At 72.9% G+C, this 15,829-nt stretch carries 17 protein-coding genes; 9 read left to right on the forward strand and 8 right to left on the reverse strand.

Going from position 1 to position 15,829, the window contains the following annotated elements; all coding sequences use genetic code 11:
• The coding region (locus VF825_RS19305; RefSeq protein ID WP_331116459.1) for a TerC/Alx family metal homeostasis membrane protein at nt 1–744 on the forward strand (744 nt) is incomplete at its 5' end.
• Here VF825_RS19305 and VF825_RS19310 read toward each other — a convergent pair.
• Nucleotides 701–1,705 (reverse strand): EamA family transporter, encoded by a 1,005-nt coding sequence (locus VF825_RS19310; RefSeq protein ID WP_331116461.1) that lies wholly within the window; start codon nt 1,703–1,705, stop codon nt 701–703. The two genes, VF825_RS19305 and VF825_RS19310, sit on opposite strands and share 44 nt — an antisense overlap.
• Nucleotides 1,705–2,472 carry a C40 family peptidase gene (locus VF825_RS19315; protein ID WP_331116463.1) on the reverse strand — a complete coding sequence of 256 codons (768 nt, stop codon included), beginning with the start codon at nt 2,470–2,472 and terminating at the stop codon, nt 1,705–1,707. The genes VF825_RS19310 and VF825_RS19315 overlap by 1 nt, the downstream gene beginning before the upstream one ends.
• Before the next feature lie 20 nt (nt 2,473–2,492).
• On the opposite strand from VF825_RS19315, the gene VF825_RS19320 reads away from it, so the two are divergent.
• Nucleotides 2,493–3,323, forward strand: a complete 831-nt coding sequence (locus tag VF825_RS19320) for a serine hydrolase (protein ID WP_331116465.1) — start codon at nt 2,493–2,495, stop codon at nt 3,321–3,323.
• Here the strand turns inward: VF825_RS19320 and VF825_RS19325 are convergent.
• Both VF825_RS19325 and VF825_RS19330 read right to left on the reverse strand, forming a co-directional pair.
• Complete coding sequence (locus VF825_RS19325; RefSeq protein WP_331116467.1) at nt 3,271–3,684, reverse strand: VOC family protein; 414 nt, start codon at nt 3,682–3,684, stop codon at nt 3,271–3,273. The two genes, VF825_RS19320 and VF825_RS19325, sit on opposite strands and share 53 nt — an antisense overlap.
• A complete protein-coding gene (locus VF825_RS19330; protein ID WP_331116469.1) occupies nt 3,681–3,947 on the reverse strand; it encodes a hypothetical protein in 267 nt (88 codons plus the stop codon). The genes VF825_RS19325 and VF825_RS19330 overlap by 4 nt, the downstream gene beginning before the upstream one ends.
• A 107-nt stretch (nt 3,948–4,054) precedes the next feature.
• Between VF825_RS19330 and VF825_RS19335 the strand changes: the two genes are divergently transcribed.
• Nucleotides 4,055–4,603 carry a CGNR zinc finger domain-containing protein gene (locus tag VF825_RS19335; protein WP_331116471.1) on the forward strand — a complete coding sequence of 183 codons (549 nt, stop codon included), beginning with the start codon at nt 4,055–4,057 and terminating at the stop codon, nt 4,601–4,603.
• Between the two features lie 55 nt (nt 4,604–4,658).
• On the opposite strand, the gene VF825_RS19340 is transcribed toward VF825_RS19335, so the two are convergent.
• Entirely contained in the window at nt 4,659–5,321 is a 663-nt protein-coding gene (locus VF825_RS19340) for an MBL fold metallo-hydrolase (protein ID WP_331116473.1), read from the reverse strand.
• A gap of 177 nt (nt 5,322–5,498) precedes the next feature.
• On the opposite strand from VF825_RS19340, the gene VF825_RS19345 reads away from it, so the two are divergent.
• The 3 genes from VF825_RS19345 to VF825_RS19355 all read left to right on the forward strand — a co-directional run bounded on the left by VF825_RS19345 (nt 5,499) and on the right by VF825_RS19355 (nt 7,650).
• Nucleotides 5,499–6,140, forward strand: coding sequence for a HAMP domain-containing sensor histidine kinase (locus VF825_RS19345; RefSeq protein WP_331116474.1), 642 nt, complete (start codon nt 5,499–5,501; stop codon nt 6,138–6,140).
• Between the two features lie 22 nt (nt 6,141–6,162).
• The gene (locus VF825_RS19350; protein ID WP_331116475.1) at nt 6,163–6,813 is read left to right on the forward strand and encodes a response regulator transcription factor; all 651 of its coding nucleotides are present in this window, start codon (nt 6,163–6,165) and stop codon (nt 6,811–6,813) included.
• 114 nt (nt 6,814–6,927) lie between these two features.
• Nucleotides 6,928–7,650: a response regulator transcription factor gene (locus tag VF825_RS19355; RefSeq protein WP_331116477.1), complete on the forward strand. Its 723-nt coding sequence runs from the start codon at nt 6,928–6,930 to the stop codon at nt 7,648–7,650.
• Between the two features lie 75 nt (nt 7,651–7,725).
• Here the strand turns inward: VF825_RS19355 and VF825_RS19360 are convergent, their stop codons facing one another.
• Nucleotides 7,726–8,427 (reverse strand): maleylpyruvate isomerase family mycothiol-dependent enzyme, encoded by a 702-nt coding sequence (locus tag VF825_RS19360; RefSeq protein ID WP_331116479.1) that lies wholly within the window; start codon nt 8,425–8,427, stop codon nt 7,726–7,728.
• Nucleotides 8,428–8,437: 10 nt separating this feature from the next.
• Complete coding sequence (locus VF825_RS19365) at nt 8,438–10,243, reverse strand: glycoside hydrolase family 15 protein (protein ID WP_331116481.1); 1,806 nt, start codon at nt 10,241–10,243, stop codon at nt 8,438–8,440.
• Nucleotides 10,244–10,364: 121 nt separating this feature from the next.
• Here VF825_RS19365 and uvrA point away from each other — a divergent pair, with 121 nt between their 5' ends.
• Nucleotides 10,365–13,565: an excinuclease ABC subunit UvrA gene (gene uvrA / locus VF825_RS19370; RefSeq protein ID WP_331116483.1), complete on the forward strand. Its 3,201-nt coding sequence runs from the start codon at nt 10,365–10,367 to the stop codon at nt 13,563–13,565.
• A 37-nt stretch (nt 13,566–13,602) separates the two neighbouring features.
• Here uvrA and VF825_RS19375 read toward each other — a convergent pair whose 3' ends face one another.
• Nucleotides 13,603–14,424, reverse strand: a complete 822-nt coding sequence (locus tag VF825_RS19375; RefSeq protein ID WP_331116484.1) for a hypothetical protein — start codon at nt 14,422–14,424, stop codon at nt 13,603–13,605.
• Nucleotides 14,425–14,569: 145 nt separating this feature from the next.
• Here VF825_RS19375 and VF825_RS19380 point away from each other — a divergent pair, with 145 nt between their 5' ends.
• Together VF825_RS19380 and uvrC are read left to right on the forward strand one after the other, a co-directional pair.
• On the forward strand, nt 14,570–15,049 hold the full coding sequence (locus VF825_RS19380; protein WP_331116486.1) for a Rieske (2Fe-2S) protein: 480 nt from the start codon (nt 14,570–14,572) through the stop codon (nt 15,047–15,049).
• 43 nt (nt 15,050–15,092) lie between these two features.
• The coding region (gene uvrC, locus VF825_RS19385; RefSeq protein ID WP_331116488.1) for an excinuclease ABC subunit UvrC at nt 15,093–15,829 on the forward strand (737 nt) is incomplete at its 3' end.

Here is a 15,829-nt window from a genome sequence, read left to right on the forward strand (position 1 = left end):
TTCGTCTTCCTCATCATCATGGCCAAGTTCGGCGTGCCCGAGAGGCTGCAGCAGACGGCGCTGATGGCGGGCATCGTCATCGCGCTGGTGCTGCGCGGCATCTTCATCGGCGTCGGCGCGGCCGTGATCAACCAGTTCGCCTGGGTGTTCTACCTGTTCGGGGCGTTCCTCATCTACACCGCGGTCAAGCTGGCACGCGAGGGTGAGAGCGACGACGAGGAGTTCGAGGAGAACCGGTTCCTGCGCTGGGTCGAGGCGCGCTTCCCCGCGACGAAGGAGTGGCACGGTCCGCACCTGACGGTCGTCGACGCGGGCAAGCGGCTGGTCACCCCGATGTTCATCGTCATCCTCGCCCTCGGCACCACCGACCTGCTGTTCGCGCTCGACTCGATCCCGGCGATCTACGGCCTGACCAAGGAGCCCTACCTGGTGCTCACGGCCAACCTGTTCGCGCTGATGGGCCTGCGCCAGCTGTACTTCCTCCTCGGTGGGCTGCTCCGGCGCCTGGTCTACCTCAGCATCGGGCTGGCCGTCCTGCTGGCGTTCATCGGGGTGAAGCTCGTCCTGCACGCCCTGCACGAGAACTCGGTGCCGTTCATCAACGGCGGCCAGCCGGTGCACTGGGCGCCGGACATCCCGATCTCGGTGTCGCTCGGCGTGATCGTCGGGGTCCTGGCCGTGACGACCGTCGCGAGCCTGGTCAAGTCCGGTCGCGACGCGCGCGCCGAGGTGACGTCCTCCTGACGCGGGGAGGGTCAGGCGCCGCACCCCGTGCCTCGGCCGGGGGCGGCGTCCTGGCCCCCGCGCCGTCGGTGTCGTCCGCGGCACTGCTCCCGCCGAGCGGGTCGGCCGGTTGCACGCCCGCAGGCCGGGCCCCCATCACCACCGCGCTCGCCGCCACGACGAGGGCCATGCCGGCGAGCTGGGTGGGCCGCAGCTGCTGGCCGAGGACCAGGCGCCCGGCGAGGGCCGCGCAGGCCGGCTCCAGGCTGAGCAGCACGCCGAACACCTGCGCCGACAGGCGCCGCAGCGCCATGAGCTCCAGCGAGTAGGGCAGCACCGACGACAGCAGCGCGATCCCCGCGCCGCGCCAGAGCACGTCCGCGTCCCACAGCCGGGGTCCTGCCGTGGCGATCCCCAGCGGTGCGATGAGCACGGCGGCCACGGCCATCGCCAGGGCCAGCCCGTCCAGCTGGGCGAACCGGGCGCCGGTGCGTCCGGACAGCACGATGTATGCCGCCCAGCAGGCGCCCGCGGCCGCGGCCAGTCCCAGCCCGGCCAGGTCCAGGTCGGCCCAGGGGGTGTCGACGGCACCGGAGATGAGGGCCACGCCGAGCGCGGCGCCGGCCACGGCGAGCAGGTCCAGGCGGCGCCGGGACAGCACCGTGGCGAGCAGCAGCGGCCCGATGAACTCGATGGTCACGGCCACGCCGATCGGCAGCCGGGCGAGGGCGGCGTAGAAGCACAGGTTCATCACGCCCAGGCTGAGCCCGAAGGCGGCCACGGTCAGCCACGCGGCGCGGTCGTGACCGGCCAGCCGGGGTCGCGCGGCGGCCAGCAGCAGGGCGGCGGCGATGACCAGGCGCAGCGCGACCGACCCGGCCGGGCCGACCACCGGCACCAGGGTGGCGGCCAGCGCACCACCGAACTGCACGGACACGACCGCGGCCACGACCAGCAGCGGCGCGGGCAGCCGGCGCGACATCAGCTCGTGTGCGGCGCGCCCGGGAAGCGTCCGGCGCCGGCCAGGGTGGCCAGCCGGTCGGCGTCGAGGTCCTCCTCGAGGATCACGCCGAGGCCGTCGTTCTCGGGGGCGTGCAGCATCCGGCCCGGCGCGGTGACGATGCCGACGTGGTGGGCGCGCCGGCCCTCGCGGGCGAAGAAGTACAGGTCGCCGGGGCGCACCTGCTCCAGCGGCACCGGCTCGCACGCGTCGTGCTGGTCGTCGGCGTCACGGGGCACGACGACGCCGAGCTCGCGCATGGCACGGTGGACCAGGCCGGAGCAGTCGAGCCCCTCGGCAGACATCCCGCCCCACAGGTAGCGCAGGCCGATGTGCCGGCCCGCACGCTCGAGGAAGGTCCCCTCGACCCGCGGCGCGGTCGTGGTGGCACCGGTGGGCTGCTCGGGCGCGGCGCCGGTGCCTCGGGGGTGTTCGGCGCCGAGGTGGGACAGGGGCACCCAGCCCGGGTAGCCGCGGGCGTCCAGCGAGCTCGGCTGCCAGGGGCAGACGACCTCGGCCCAGCCGTCGGCGGAGCGGTCGAGCACCAGGACGGGCTCACCGCGCTCGAGCTGGGTGAGCACCCGCCCGTGCAGGCCTAGCCGGCCCTCGGGGAGGGCCTCGTCGAGCAGGGCGAGCCAGGCCTGGACGTCGGGCTGCTCGGCCACGGCGGGGCCGTCGACCTCCCGGGGGGCCCGGGCGCTGGTCCAGAGGGCGGTCACCGGGACGGTGACGTACATGCGGGCGTCCACGCAGGCCATACTCACATGTCGTGCTCGCCGAGGAGATCAGGTCCATCATCCGGCGCGCCCCGGGCACGCTCGGGGTGGTCGTCCAGGACGCCTCGGGCGTGGTGGTCGACCTCGGGGGCGACCGGGTCGTCCCGGCGGCCTCCACCATCAAGGTCCTCGTCCTGGTCGCCGCTCTGCGGCGGGTCGCGGACCGCCGCAGCGGCCTGGGGGACCTGCTCGACCTGCCGGCACCGGCGGAGCGGGTCGGGGGGAGCGGGCCGCTGCAGGCGCTGGGCTCGGTCACCCGGCTGCGCCTGGGGGAGCTGCTGGAGCTCATGGTGACGCTGAGCGACAACGACGCCACCAACGTCGTGCTCGACCTGGTCGGACCGGGCGAGCTGTCCTCGGTCGCCGCCGGCCTCGGTCTGGCCGACACGCGTCTGCAACGGCGGATGATGGACTTCGCCGCCCGCGACGCCGGGCGGGACAACCTCACCAGCGCGCGCGACCTCGCTGCGCTCGTGGCGGCGGTGCGCCGGGGTGAGGTGCTGCCGCCCGAGCAGACCCGGGAGGCCTTCGCGCTGCTGGGTCGTCAGCAGCTGCGCGACGGGCTGCCTGCCCTGCTGCCGCCGGCGGTCTCCTGCGGCAACAAGACCGGGGACCTGCCGGGAATCCGCCACGACGTGGGACTGCTGGAGTGCGGTGGCCTCTGGGCCTCGGTGGCGGTGACCGCCACCGACCTCGGCGACGGACCGGTGGACCACGGCTCGTTGGCCTGGCCGTCCATCGCCGCGGTCGGTGCCGCCGTGGGTGGCTGGCTCAGCAGCGGCACAGGCAGAACGGGTGCCCTGCCGGGTCCGCGTAGACCCTGAAGCTGCGGGTGTCGCCGGGCTGCGGGTCGGCAACCGGGTCCAGGGGTCGCGCGCCGAGGGCGAGCACCTGGTCGTGCGCGGCGACGAGGTCGGTGACGGCCACGTCGAGGTGCAGCTGCTGGGGCGGGCCGTCCGGCCACGCAGGCGGCTCGTAGCGGGATGCGCGCTGGAAGCCCAGGGCGACCCCGCCCGGCGCGGCCTCCAGGCTCACCCAGGAGCCGTCCTCGCCGGTGTCCTCGTCCGCGCTGACCGTGGTGCCGAGGAGGCCGGCGTAGAACTGTGCCAGGGCGCGGGGGTCGGGGCAGTCGAGCACGACCGTGTCGAGCGCTCCGACCCCCACGCCGGTGGTGGGGGTGCTCACGCGGCGCAGCCCATCGGGGAACTGCCCGCCGGGTGGCCGGTCGCCGGTGCCGCAGTGGTGCTGGCGGCTGCCGCGGCTGCCCGGGCCGCCGTACGGGCCCGCCGGTGCAGGTGCGGCAGGTGCAGACGGTGGCCACGGCCGAGGGCCTGGAGCCCGAGGAACCGTGCGCTCGCGGCACTGACGGGCAGGTAGTGGTCCGCCCGACGGTGCAGCTCGTGGACGCGCTCGTCAGCCAGGGCCCGCGTCAGTTCGGGGTTCAGCATGTCGATCTCTCCTCCGGTTCACCGGTCACCATCGTTGCTAACCGGTGAAATGATGATGGCAGTTACCCCGGATGTCGTGCAACCACCTTTTCGGCTATGGTGGTTACATGGCAGAAAAGAGCGCAGGCCTGTCCGGAACCCGACCCCTCGTGCTCCTGGACGTCTGTGGGGACCCCGCCGAGCTGCTCGTCGACTTCCTCAACACGCTCGACGTGGATGAGGGCACTGACGCGCTGGCCACGGGTGAGTCCTGGCGGGGATGGCTGGAGACGCACGAGCTCGGGTGCTTCGACGTGGCCACGGGGGAGGCGGAGCTGGCCCAGGCCAGGCAGCTGCGGGACGACCTGCGGGCGCGCGCAGCGGGGGAGCCGTGCGCCCAGGTGCGCCAGGTCGGCATCCAGGTCGCGCTGACCGGCGACGGGCAGGTGGAGCTCAGCGCCGAGGGCCCCGTGGGCTTCCTCGCGGCGGCCGCCGCCACCGTGGCCATCGAGCAGCGGCTGGACCGGGTGAAGATCTGCCCGGCCGACGACTGCCGCTGGGCGTTCTACGACATCTCGCGCAACCGGTCCCGGCAGTGGTGCTCGATGGAGGTGTGCGGCAACCGGGCCAAGGCCCGGGCCCACCGGGAGCGGCTCGCCACCCGCGAGACCGCCTGACGACCACCACCTGACCGGCCAGTCGCGGGGTCGGGGAGTAGTCAGGACGTTGGTCCTACCAACCGCGTGCGCGCCACTCCGGCAGGTGCGGGCGCTCGGCGCCCAGGGTGGTGTCCCCGCCGTGACCGGGGTAGACCCAGGCGCGGTCGTCGTAGACGTCGAACACGCGGTGCTCCACGTCGTCCAGCAGTGCGGTGAAGCGGGCCGGGTCCTGGCCCGTGTTGCCCACGCCGCCGGGGAACAGCGAGTCCCCGGTGAACAGGTGCGTGCTGCCCTCGGGGTCCTCGTAGGCCAGCGCGACCGACCCGGGGGTGTGCCCGCGCAGATGGACCACGTCAAGCCTGACCTCGCCGAAGGCGACCGAATCGCCTTGGTGCAGAAGCTGATCAGGCTTCACCGGCAGGTGCGGCGCGTCGGCCTCGCCGGCCGCCGTGGTCGCCCCGGTCGCGGCCACCACCTCGGCCAGGGCGCGGTGGTGGTCCCAGTGCTGGTGGGTCGTGACGACCAGGTCCAGGCCCCCGGTGCCCTCCTGCAGCAGGGCCAGGATCCGCGGGGCGTCGTCGGCGGCGTCGACGAGCAGCTGGGCGCCGGTGGTCCGGCAGGTGAGCAGGTAGACGTTGTTGTCCATCTCGGACACGCTGGCCTTGCGGATCGTCAGGGCGGGCAGCTCGCGGGTCTGGCTGGGACCGCCAGGGGTCACGTCACCGGTGTAGGGCATGCGTCCATCTTGGCAAATGCCTGATCTGTCTCCGGCAAAAGTTTCGCCCGCCAATAGTCACGATTGACTATGGCCCGTCCTCCACGCAGGCACCTAACTTGGCGTAGGTAAGGGCTCCGGACACGCCCGTACGGCGATGGTCGGTCCCTCCCCAAGACCTGGGTTTGAGGTGCTGAGATGACAACAGCTGTGGTGCACGACCCCTTGCGGGCGCCACTGGCGCAGGGGTCTGACGTCGACACGATCAGGGCCCTGTGCCACGACCTGCGCCAGCCGCTCGCGGCCATCCGCCTGCTCGCGGCCGCCGACGGCGGCGACGTTCGCCGGCGCCTGGAGGGCATCCTCGAACAGGCCTCCTGGCTGGCCGAGATGGTCGACGAGGTGCTCGTCGGGGCCAAGTCGGACCTGGCCGAGTATGTTGACGCCGGGCACCTGGCCGAGATGTGCGCGGTGCGTGCCCAGCCCACGGCGGACGGCGAGGTCAGGTGCGTCCACGGCGACACGGCCATGGTGCTGGCCAAGCCCGTAGCGCTGAGCCGGGCCATCGGCTGCCTGGTGGACAACGCGGTGCGCGCCGCCGGCGAGGGCGGACACGTCCTCGTCTCGGTGCAGCAGTCCCTCGGGGCCGTGACGGTGACCGTGAGTGACGACGGGCCCGGGCTCGGGCACGTCGCCTCGCGGACCTCGCTCGGCCTCACGATCACCCGTGCCCTCGTCGCCTCGTGCGGCGGGCGCTTCGAGCTCGTCCCCGGTGAGTCCCGTGGCGCCGTTGCCCGGATCACGCTGCCCGCCGTGGCTCCTGCTGCGGCCGCTTCCTGAGAGATTGGTCCGGTGATGTGTCGTGCGTCTCGTCGTCTGCGATGACCATAGGCTGCTGCTCGAGGCGCTGAGCCTCGCCCTCGGGGAGAGCGGCCAGGAGGTGCTGGCCATGGCGGTCAACACCACCGACGCGGTGGCCGCGGTGCGCGAGCACCAGCCCGACGCCGTCCTGCTGGACCTGAACTTCCCGGACGGGACCGCCCTGGGGTCGATCAGCGAGCTGCGGCAGGCCTGCCCCACCGCCAAGATCGTCATCCTGTCCGCCTCCGCGGACCACAGCGTGGTGGCCGAGGCGATCGCCCAGGGGGCGCACGGCTTCATCGGCAAGGACCGCCCGGTGGCCGACATCGTCGGCGCGCTCGAGCAGGCACGCCGCGGCCAGACGGCGGTGGACCCGGTGCTGCTGCAGCAGGCCCTGCGCCCGCGCCCGGCGGTGGACGACCCGCTGTGGGTGCTCAAGTTCCTGACCGACCGTGAGTGGGAGGTCATGCGCTGCATCATGGACGGCCAGTCCACCGACGAGATGGCCGAGAGCCTCGGGGTGCGCCGCAGCACCGCCCGGACCCACGTGCAGAACCTCCTCGCCAAGCTCGGCGTGCACTCGCGGCTGCAGGTCGCGGCCCTGATGACCGCCCACGGCACGCCGGAGATGTGGCCCCCGCGCATGCGCTGAGCCGGGTACCCGTCCATCTGCATGAGGCGGCGGTCCCTCCTTCGCCCGATCTGCGCAGATGCCGTCTCCCACAGGCTGTACACCATGGCCGCACAGACAATCAGGGTGCTTGTCGTGGACGACCACCCGGTGTTCGCAGAGGCGCTGGCCCAGTTCCTGGGGTCCCAGCCGGACTTCGAACCGGTGGGGACGGCGTCGACCGCTGACCAGGCGCTGCGCGTGATGCAGGAGCACCCCGTCGACGTGGTGACCCTCGACCTCGACCTCGCGGGTGAGGACGGGCTCGAGCTGGGGCGCCGGATCGCGGCGCAGTACCCCGAGACCGCGCTGGTGGTCGTCACCGGGGCGCGCGACACCAGCCGGATGCTGGAGGCGGTCCAGGTGGGGGCGCGGGGCTGGGTCACCAAGGACGGCGAGATCGAGGGGCTCGTCTCGGCCCTGCGGGGGGCCGCCCGTGGCGAGACGCACGTGCCCGCGGCCATGCTCCAGCGCATGCTCAACGGGCTGGCCGGCGGGGGACGGGAGCTGTCCGCGGAGGGGGAGGCGGTCGAGCGGCTCACCCCGCGCGAGCGCGAGGTGCTGCGCTGCCTGATGCAGGGGATGGCCCGCAAGCAGATCGGGGAGCTGCTGCAGGTCTCACCGAACACCGTCCGGACCCACGTGCAGAGCATCCTGCACAAGCTCGAGGTGCACTCGGCCCTCACCGCCGTCGCCCTGGCTCGCCGGGGCGGCCTCGACGAGGAGCCCACCGGCGGGGGGAACGCCGGCCCGGGCGGCTCGGGCGGGGGCACCCACACCCCGGGCCACCACGCACCGATGGCCGGCCGGAGCGGCTGACCCAACTGGGAGGTCGCACGCCGACCCACCGGGATGCCCGCCGCGGCACGCGCGGCGTCGGCACCCGGCTCGGCGTCAGCCCCAGGACGGCGGAGTGGGAACGGGGCGGTCGCTGGACAGCCCCAGGTCCACGCCCCGCGCCAGCCACGTCAGCAGATCGGCGTCGGTGCCGGTGACCACCTGCCCGCCGCCGCCGACGGCCCACTCACCGCCCTCCCGGGAGCGCAGCGTCAGGGCCAGGTCCGGGGCGTGCAGCCGCCCGACGGCGTGGTCGACCGACCGGCGCACGAAGCCGGGGTCGGCGTCGGCGAAGCCGTAGCCGGCGTCGAGGTCGACGTGGTGGAACACAACCTCGCGCAGCCGCAGGGTCGGCAGGGACCCCGCGCTGACGCGCACGCCGCCGCGCATCTCGACCTCGGCCGCCTCGGGCTCGCCGGACAGTCCGGGCGCGGCGGCGGCGAACCGGGCCGCCGAGGCCTCGAGGTCGGCGAGGATCGCGCTCAGCGTTCGCCGGGCGCCGTCCTCGATGTCGGCGTCGCGGGCCTCGGGGGAGGCGTACATCGGGGTCGGCTCCCCGGTCACCGCCCAGTGCACGAGGTTGCCCAGGGCGTCGGCGTTGCGGGCGAGGTGGGACAGCACGTGCGCGCGGGACCACCCCTCGCACAGGCTGCCCTCGCGCACCGAGACCTCGTCCAGGGCGGACGCGGTGCGCAGCAGGGCGGCGGTCTCGACCTCGAGCAGTGCGAGGTTGTCGGCCAGGTGCGAGGTGGCAGCCATGGGCGCCAACCTAGCTGCCGGCGAAGGGCCGCGCGCCCTCTGGCGAGGCGTCGCGCAGGGTCATCGCCGCGCCGATGAGTGCCAGGTGGGAGAAGGCCTGCGGGAAGTTGCCGACCATGCGCTCGCGGACCGGGTCGTACTCCTCGGCGAGCAGGCCCAGGTCGTTGGCCAGACCGACCAGGCGGTCCATCAGCGCCTCGGCCTCGGTGCGGCGGCCGGCGAGGGCGTAGGCGGAGGCCAGCCAGAAGGAGCACGCCAGGAACGGGTGCTCGTCCCCGCTGAGCCCGTCGACGCCGCTCTGCGTGCGGTAGCGCAGCACCAGCCCCTCGTGCAGCAGGTCCTCCTCGACGGCGCGGATGGTGCCCAGCACGCGGGGGTCCTCCCCGGGCAGGAAGCCGACCGCGGGGATCAGCAGCAGCGAGGCATCGACCTCGCGGGTGTCGTAGTGCTGCACGAAGGTGCCCCGCTCGGCGTCGAAGCCGCGCTCCAGCACCTCCCGGTGCACCTCGTCGCGGATCGCGCGCCACTGGTCCACCGGCCCGGAGAGGCCGTGCCGCTCCACCGCCGACACCGCGGCGTCGAAGGCCGCCCACACCATGACCCGGGAGTGGGTGAAGTGCCGCTGCGGCCCGCGGATCTCCCACAGGCCGTTGTCCGGCGCGTCCCAGTGCTCGGCCAGCGCCTCCACGAGCGCGCTCTGCAGCGACCAGGAGTCCTCGGTCTCCTTCAGCCCCATCCGGCGGGCCAGCTCCAGGGCGGCCATGACCTCGCCGAGCACGTCGGTCTGCCGCTGCTCCACCGCCCCGTTGCCCACCCGCACCGGCCGGGACCCGGCGTAGCCGGGCAGGTGCTCCAGCTCCCGCTCGGGCAGCTCGCGGCCGCCGTCCACGGCATACATGATCTGCATGTCGTCGGGGTCGCCGGCGATGGCGCGCAGCAGCCATCCGCGCCAGAGCACGGTCTCCTCCAGGTAGCCCGAGCCGAGCAGGGCCTGCAGGGTCAGGGAGGCGTCCCGCAGCCAGCAGTAGCGGTAGTCCCAGTTGCGGTGGCCGCCGAAGTCCTCCGGCAGCGACGTGGTGGGGGCCGCGACGATGCCCCCGGTGCCCGCGTGGGTGAGCAGCCGCAGCACCAGCAGGGAGCGCAGCACCGCCTCGCGCCACGGCCCGGTGTGGTTGCAGATCCCGGCCCAGCTCTCCGAGCGCCGCAACGTGTCGGCGATCCGCTCGTCGACGTCCAGCGGCTCGGGCACCGGGTGGTGGGACTTGAACCAGGTCGTGGAGAACGTCAGCTCCTCGCCGGCGGCCACCTCGAACTCGTCGACGTGATGGCCGTCCTCGGGCTGGGGCAGCCGTGAGCCACGCAGCACGAGCATGTCGGGCCCGGCGATCGCCGAGATCCACTCGTCGCCGTGGTCGTCCTTGTGGCGGGTCACCCACGGGCGGACCTTGCCGTAGGAGAACCGGACCACCCACTCGTGCCGCACCCGGACCGTGCCCGAGACGCCCTCCACGCGGCGGACGATGTCGGCGCGGCCGTCGCCGAGCGGCATGACGTCGGTGACCCGGACCACCCCGGTGTCGGTCTCGTGGGTGGTCTCCAGCACGAAGCTGGACCCCAGGTAGCGCCGGGTGGTGCGCGCCGCCCCGACCGGCCCGAGCAGCCAGCGGCCGTGCTCGGGGGTGCCGAGCAGCGCGGCGAAGCACGCGGGGGAGTCGAATCGCGGCAGGCAGAGCCAGTCCACCGAGCCGTCGCGGCCGACGAGCGCGGCGGTGCCGGTGTCGCCGAGCAGGGCATAGTCCTCGATCGGGAGTGCCATGCCCGGACTGTATGCCGTGTGGCTGGAGCGGTGCCCGGCACGCCGCCGGGCGGCGCGTCGCCGCAGGTCGCGGGGGCGCCGGGCGGGCGCGGGGATGGGTCTGTCGGTCGGGGCACCTAGCATGGCGGACGTGCCCGAAGTGACCACTCGCCATACCCATGACCGCCTGATCGTGCGCGGTGCGCGCGAGCACAACCTCAAGGACGTCTCGGTCGACCTGCCGCGCGACAGCCTCGTCGTGTTCACCGGCCTGTCCGGCTCCGGCAAGTCCTCGCTGGCGTTCGACACGATCTTCGCGGAGGGGCAGCGGCGCTACGTCGAGTCGCTGTCGGCCTACGCCCGGCAGTTCCTCGGGCAGATGGACAAGCCCGACGTGGACTTCATCGAGGGCCTGAGCCCGGCGGTCTCGATCGACCAGAAGTCGACCAACCGCAACCCCCGCTCCACGGTGGGCACGATCACCGAGGTCTACGACTACCTGCGCCTGCTGTTCGCCCGCGCCGGGCGGCCGCACTGCCCGGTGTGCGGCGAGCCGGTCACCCGGCAGACCCCGCAACAGATCGTCGACCGGCTGCTCGAGCTGCCCGAGCGCACCCGCTTCCAGGTGCTCGCGCCCGTCGTCCAGGCGCGCAAGGGTGAGTTCGTCGACCTGTTCGCCGAGCTGCAGACCAAGGGCTTCTCCCGGGCGCGCGTCGACGGCGAGGTCATCACCCTCACCGAGCCGCCCAAGCTGGAGAAGCAGAAGAAGCACACCATCGAGGTGGTCATCGACCGGCTCGTGGCCAAGGGCAACGACGCCGGCGCCAAGCGGCGGCTCACCGACTCGGTGGAGACCGCGCTGTCGCTGACCGGCGGGGTGCTCATCATCGACTTCGTCGACCTCGACGCCACGGACCCGGAGCGGGAGCGGCGCTTCTCGGAGAAGATGGCCTGCCCCAACAACCACCCGCTGGCCATCGACGAGGTCGAGCCGCGCTCGTTCTCGTTCAACAGCCCGTTCGGCGCCTGCCCCAAGTGCACCGGCCTGGGCACCGAGCTCGAGGTCGACCCCGAGCTGCTCGTGCCCGACGAGGACCTGTCCATCCGCGACGGTGCCATCGCACCGTGGGCGCAGGGGTCCGGCTCGGCCGACTACTTCCTGCGGGTCATCGGCGCGCTGGCCGACGACCTGAAGTTCAGCCTCGACAAGCCGTGGCACTCCCTGCCCGAGCGGGCCCGGGACGCGCTGCTCTACGGGCAGGACTACAAGGTCCACGTCAAGTACCGCAACCGCTACGGCCGCGACCGCTCCTACACGACCGGGTTCGAGGGCGTCGTCCCGTTCGTCAAGCGCCGGCACGCCGAGACCGACTCGGACTGGAGCCGGGAGCGCTACGAGGGCTACATGCGCGAGGTGCCGTGCCCCGAGTGCAAGGGCGCCCGGCTCAAGCCGGAGTCCCTGGCGGTCCTCGTCGGCGGCCGCAGCATCTCCGACGTCTGCGCGCTCGCGATCGCCGACTGCGCCACGTTCCTCCAGGGGGTGGAGTTCACCACGCGCGAGCGGCAGATCGCCGAGCGGGTGATCAAGGAGATCGAGGCCCGGCTGGGATTCCTGCTCGACGTCGGCCTGGACTACCTCTCCCTCGACCGGCCGGCGGGCACCCTCTCCGGTGGGGAGGCGCAGCGCATCCGTCTGGCCACCCAGATCGGGTCCGGCCTGGTCGGCGTGCTCTACGTCCTCGACGAGCCGTCGATCGGGCTGCACCAGCGCGACAACCACCGCCTCATCGAGACGCTGACCCGGCTGCGCGACCTGGGCAACACCCTCATCGTGGTCGAGCACGACGAGGACACCATCGCCACGGCCGACTGGGTCGTCGACATCGGCCCCGGCGCCGGTGAGCACGGCGGCCACGTGGTCCACTCCGGCCCGGTCGCCGACCTGCTCAACCACCCCGACTCGATCACCGGCGCCTACCTGTCCGGCCGCCGCGAGATCGAGGTGCCCGAGCTGCGCCGCCCGCAGGAGAAGGGCCGCGAGGTCACCGTGGTCGGGGCGCGCGAGCACAACCTCGACGGCGTCGACGTGAGCTTCCCGCTCGGCAACCTCGTCGCGGTCACCGGCGTGTCCGGGTCGGGCAAGTCGACCCTGGTCAACGACATCCTCTACAACGTCCTGGCCAACAAGCTCAACGGCGCCCGCCACGTGCCCGGGCGGCACAAGACGGTCAAGGGCCTCGAGCACCTCGACAAGGTCGTCCACGTCGACCAGAGCCCCATCGGGCGCACCCCGCGGTCCAACCCGGCCACCTACACCGGGGTCTTCGACAACATGCGCAAGCTGTTCGCCGAGACCACCGAGGCCAAGATCCGCGGCTACATGCCGGGCCGGTTCTCGTTCAACGTCAAGGGCGGTCGCTGCGACGCGTGCTCCGGCGACGGCACGATCAAGATCGAGATGAACTTCCTGCCCGACGTCTACGTCCCGTGCGAGGTCTGCCACGGCGCCCGCTACAACCGCGAGACGCTGGAGGTGCACTTCAAGGGCAAGACGATCGCCGACGTCCTCGACATGCCGATCGAGGAGGCCGCCGAGTTCTTCGAGGCCGTGCCGGCCATCTCGCGCCACCTCAAGACGCTCGTCGACGTCGGCCTCGGCTACGTCCGCCTCGGCCAGCCCGCGCCGACCCTCTCCGGTGGCGAGGCCCAGCGGGTCAAGCTCGCCTCCGAGCTGCAGAAGCGCTCGACCGGGCGCACGATCTACGTCCTCGACGAGCCGACCACCGGCCTGCACTTCGAGGACATCCGCAAGCTGCTCGGAGTGCTCCAGGGCCTGGTGGACAAGGGCAACACGGTCATCGTCATCGAGCACAACCTCGACGTGATCAAGAACGCCGACTGGATCGTCGACATGGGTCCCGAGGGTGGTCACCGGGGCGGCCAGGTCGTCGCGACGGGCACGCCGGAGGACGTCGCCGTCCACGAGGAGAGCCACACCGGGCGGTTCCTCGCCCCGATCCTGGCCCGCAGCGCGCGGACCCCGGGACGGGCCACCGGGTCTGCGGTCACGGCCTCCGGCAAAGCCGGTTCGCCGGCCCCGGGCAGCGCCAAGGCTCCCAAGACCGTCGCCGCCGCGCGGGCCTCCTCCCGCAAGACTGCCACCTCGTCGGCGACCACCCCGGCCAGGAAGGCGGCCGCGAAGAAGACCGGCGCCACGAAGTCGGGTGCCTCCCGGGCCGGCGCGACGAAGGCGGCCGCGAAGAAGACCGGCGGGACGAAGGCGACGGGAAAGACGGGGACAGCGAGGACGGCGGCCACGAAGGCCACCCGCCCGAAGGCCTGAAGCCTGCGCGCGGCGGCGCCGCAGGCCCACGGGTCGGCTACGACTCGGGGTGCTTGCGGCGCTCCCGCGGCGGCGGGGAGATCTGCTGGCGCACCAGCGAGAACGCCTCGGTGGGCCACTCGACCCCCGGCGCGCGCTTGTGCAGCTCCCATTCCGCGAGGTCGACGAGCCGCACCGCCGACTCCGGCAGGTCCAGCGAGAGGGCGTCGTCGAGCTCGGCGCCCAGCAACGGGTGGACCCGCTCGAACCGGCGCGTCGGCTCCAGCGAGTCCAGCAGCCCGGCGTTGGCGCTGACCACGTGCCGGTTCAGCAGCACCAGCAGGTGCCGCACGGCGCCACTCTGCACCAGGGACCGGCCGCTGAGCTTCTCCCCGCGGCGCCAGCGCCCGACCCCGACGAGGACGTTGGTGAGGAACTGCCCGACGAGGTACTCGTCGGTCTCGGCCTCCTTGTCCACCACGGCGCTCGTGGCGGCCGCCACGGCCGTCAGCCGCTCGGTGACGTCCGCGCGGTCCAGCAGCACGCGGTACCGGTTGACGCGGGCGAGGGCGAGCTCGTCGGGCTCGAAGACGGCCAGCTCGAGCAGGTGGCCGCTGTCGTAGAGGACCTTCAGGCCGTGGGCGGTCTCCCGGAAGGTGAACGAGATCCGCTCGCTGTCCGGCAGCCAGGACAGGTCGCTGCGCAGCATCTCCGCGGCGCCGAGCCGGGTCACCACGAAGAAGTCGTGGTCGCTGTGCCGGTCGGGCGCGTAGTCGCGCAGGGCCATCGACCCGAGCGCCACCAGGCCAAGGACCTCCGGTCGTCCCCCGAGCGACTCCGTGAGGGAGTCGGTGAACCCCTGGTACTCCGCGAGCTCCATGGGCACAACTGTCCCCGATGCGCGCCCGTCCGGACAGCCCTGTGCGGGGGAAATCGTGGGCGGGGGAGGGTGTGAACCACAGCAAGGGCGCCTACGTTGTCCCCGACAGTCGCCGGCGTCGCCGGCACGGATCCGGGAGGCTGCAGTGACCGAGCTCGACCACCAGACCCCTGTCGAGGCCTGCGCAGGCTGTCTCGACCGCCGTACCGTCCTGCGCGGTGCCGGCGCGATCGGCGCCGTGGTCGCCGGTGCCGGCGTCCTGGCCGCGTGCGGCAGCGGCGCCGGGCAGGCGGCCTCGTCCGCCGCGTCCGAGGCCGTCGGCTCCGCCACGGACGCCGCGAAGAACGCGGTCAAGTCCGCGCAGGTCCCCGTCGGTGGGGGCAAGGTGCTCGCCGACGCCAAGGTGGTCGTGACACAGCCGACGTCCGGGCAGTTCAAGGCGTTCTCGGCCGTGTGCACGCACATGGGCTGCATCGTCGCCGACGTCTCGGGCGGCACGATCAACTGCGGCTGCCACGGGAGCCAGTACGACATCAGCACCGGTGCGGTGAAGCGCGGCCCGGCGACCCAGCCGCTGGCGCCCAAGGGCGTCAAGGTCAGCGCCGACGGGATCACCGTCACCTGAGACGGTGGCGGGGCCGGTCGGTCCCGCCTCATAGGGTGGGGGCGTGGCCGACCCCTCGTCCTACCGCCCCAAACCGGGGGAGATCCCTGTCGACCCGGGCGTCTACCGCTTCCGCGACGCCGCCGGGCGGGTCATCTACGTCGGCAAGGCCAAGTCGCTGCGCTCGCGGCTGTCCTCCTATTTCCAGGACGTCGCCGCGCTGCACCCGCGCACCCGCACGATGGTCACCACCGGTGCCAGCGTCGAGTGGACCGTGGTCAGCAACGAGGTCGAGGCGCTGCAGCTGGAGTACTCCTGGATCAAGGAGTTCGACCCGCGCTTCAACGTCAAGTACCGCGACGACAAGTCCTACCCCTACCTCGCGGTGACGATGGGCGAGGAGTTCCCGCGGGCCCAGGTGCTGCGCGGCGCCAAACGCAAGGGCACCCGCTACTTCGGTCCCTACGCCCACGCCTGGGCGATCCGCGAGACGCTCGACCTGCTGCTGCGCGTCTTCCCGATGCGCACCTGCAGCGGCGGGGTGTTCAAGCGCGCCGGCCAGGTCGGCCGGCCGTGCCTGCTCGGCTACATCGACAAGTGCTCCGCGCCCTGCGTGGGCCGGGTCGACGCCGACGAGCACCGCGCCATCGCCGAGGACTTCTGCGACTTCATGGCCGGCAACACGACCAAGTTCGTCAAGCGGCCCGAGCAGCGGATGAAGGCTGCCGCCGCCGAGATGGACTACGAGCAGGCGGCCCGGCTGCGCGACGACATCGGCGCGCTGCAGCGCGCCCTGGAGAA

Source organism: Oryzihumus sp. (assembly GCF_036391795.1).
Lineage (GTDB): Bacteria > Actinomycetota > Actinomycetes > Actinomycetales > Dermatophilaceae > Oryzihumus.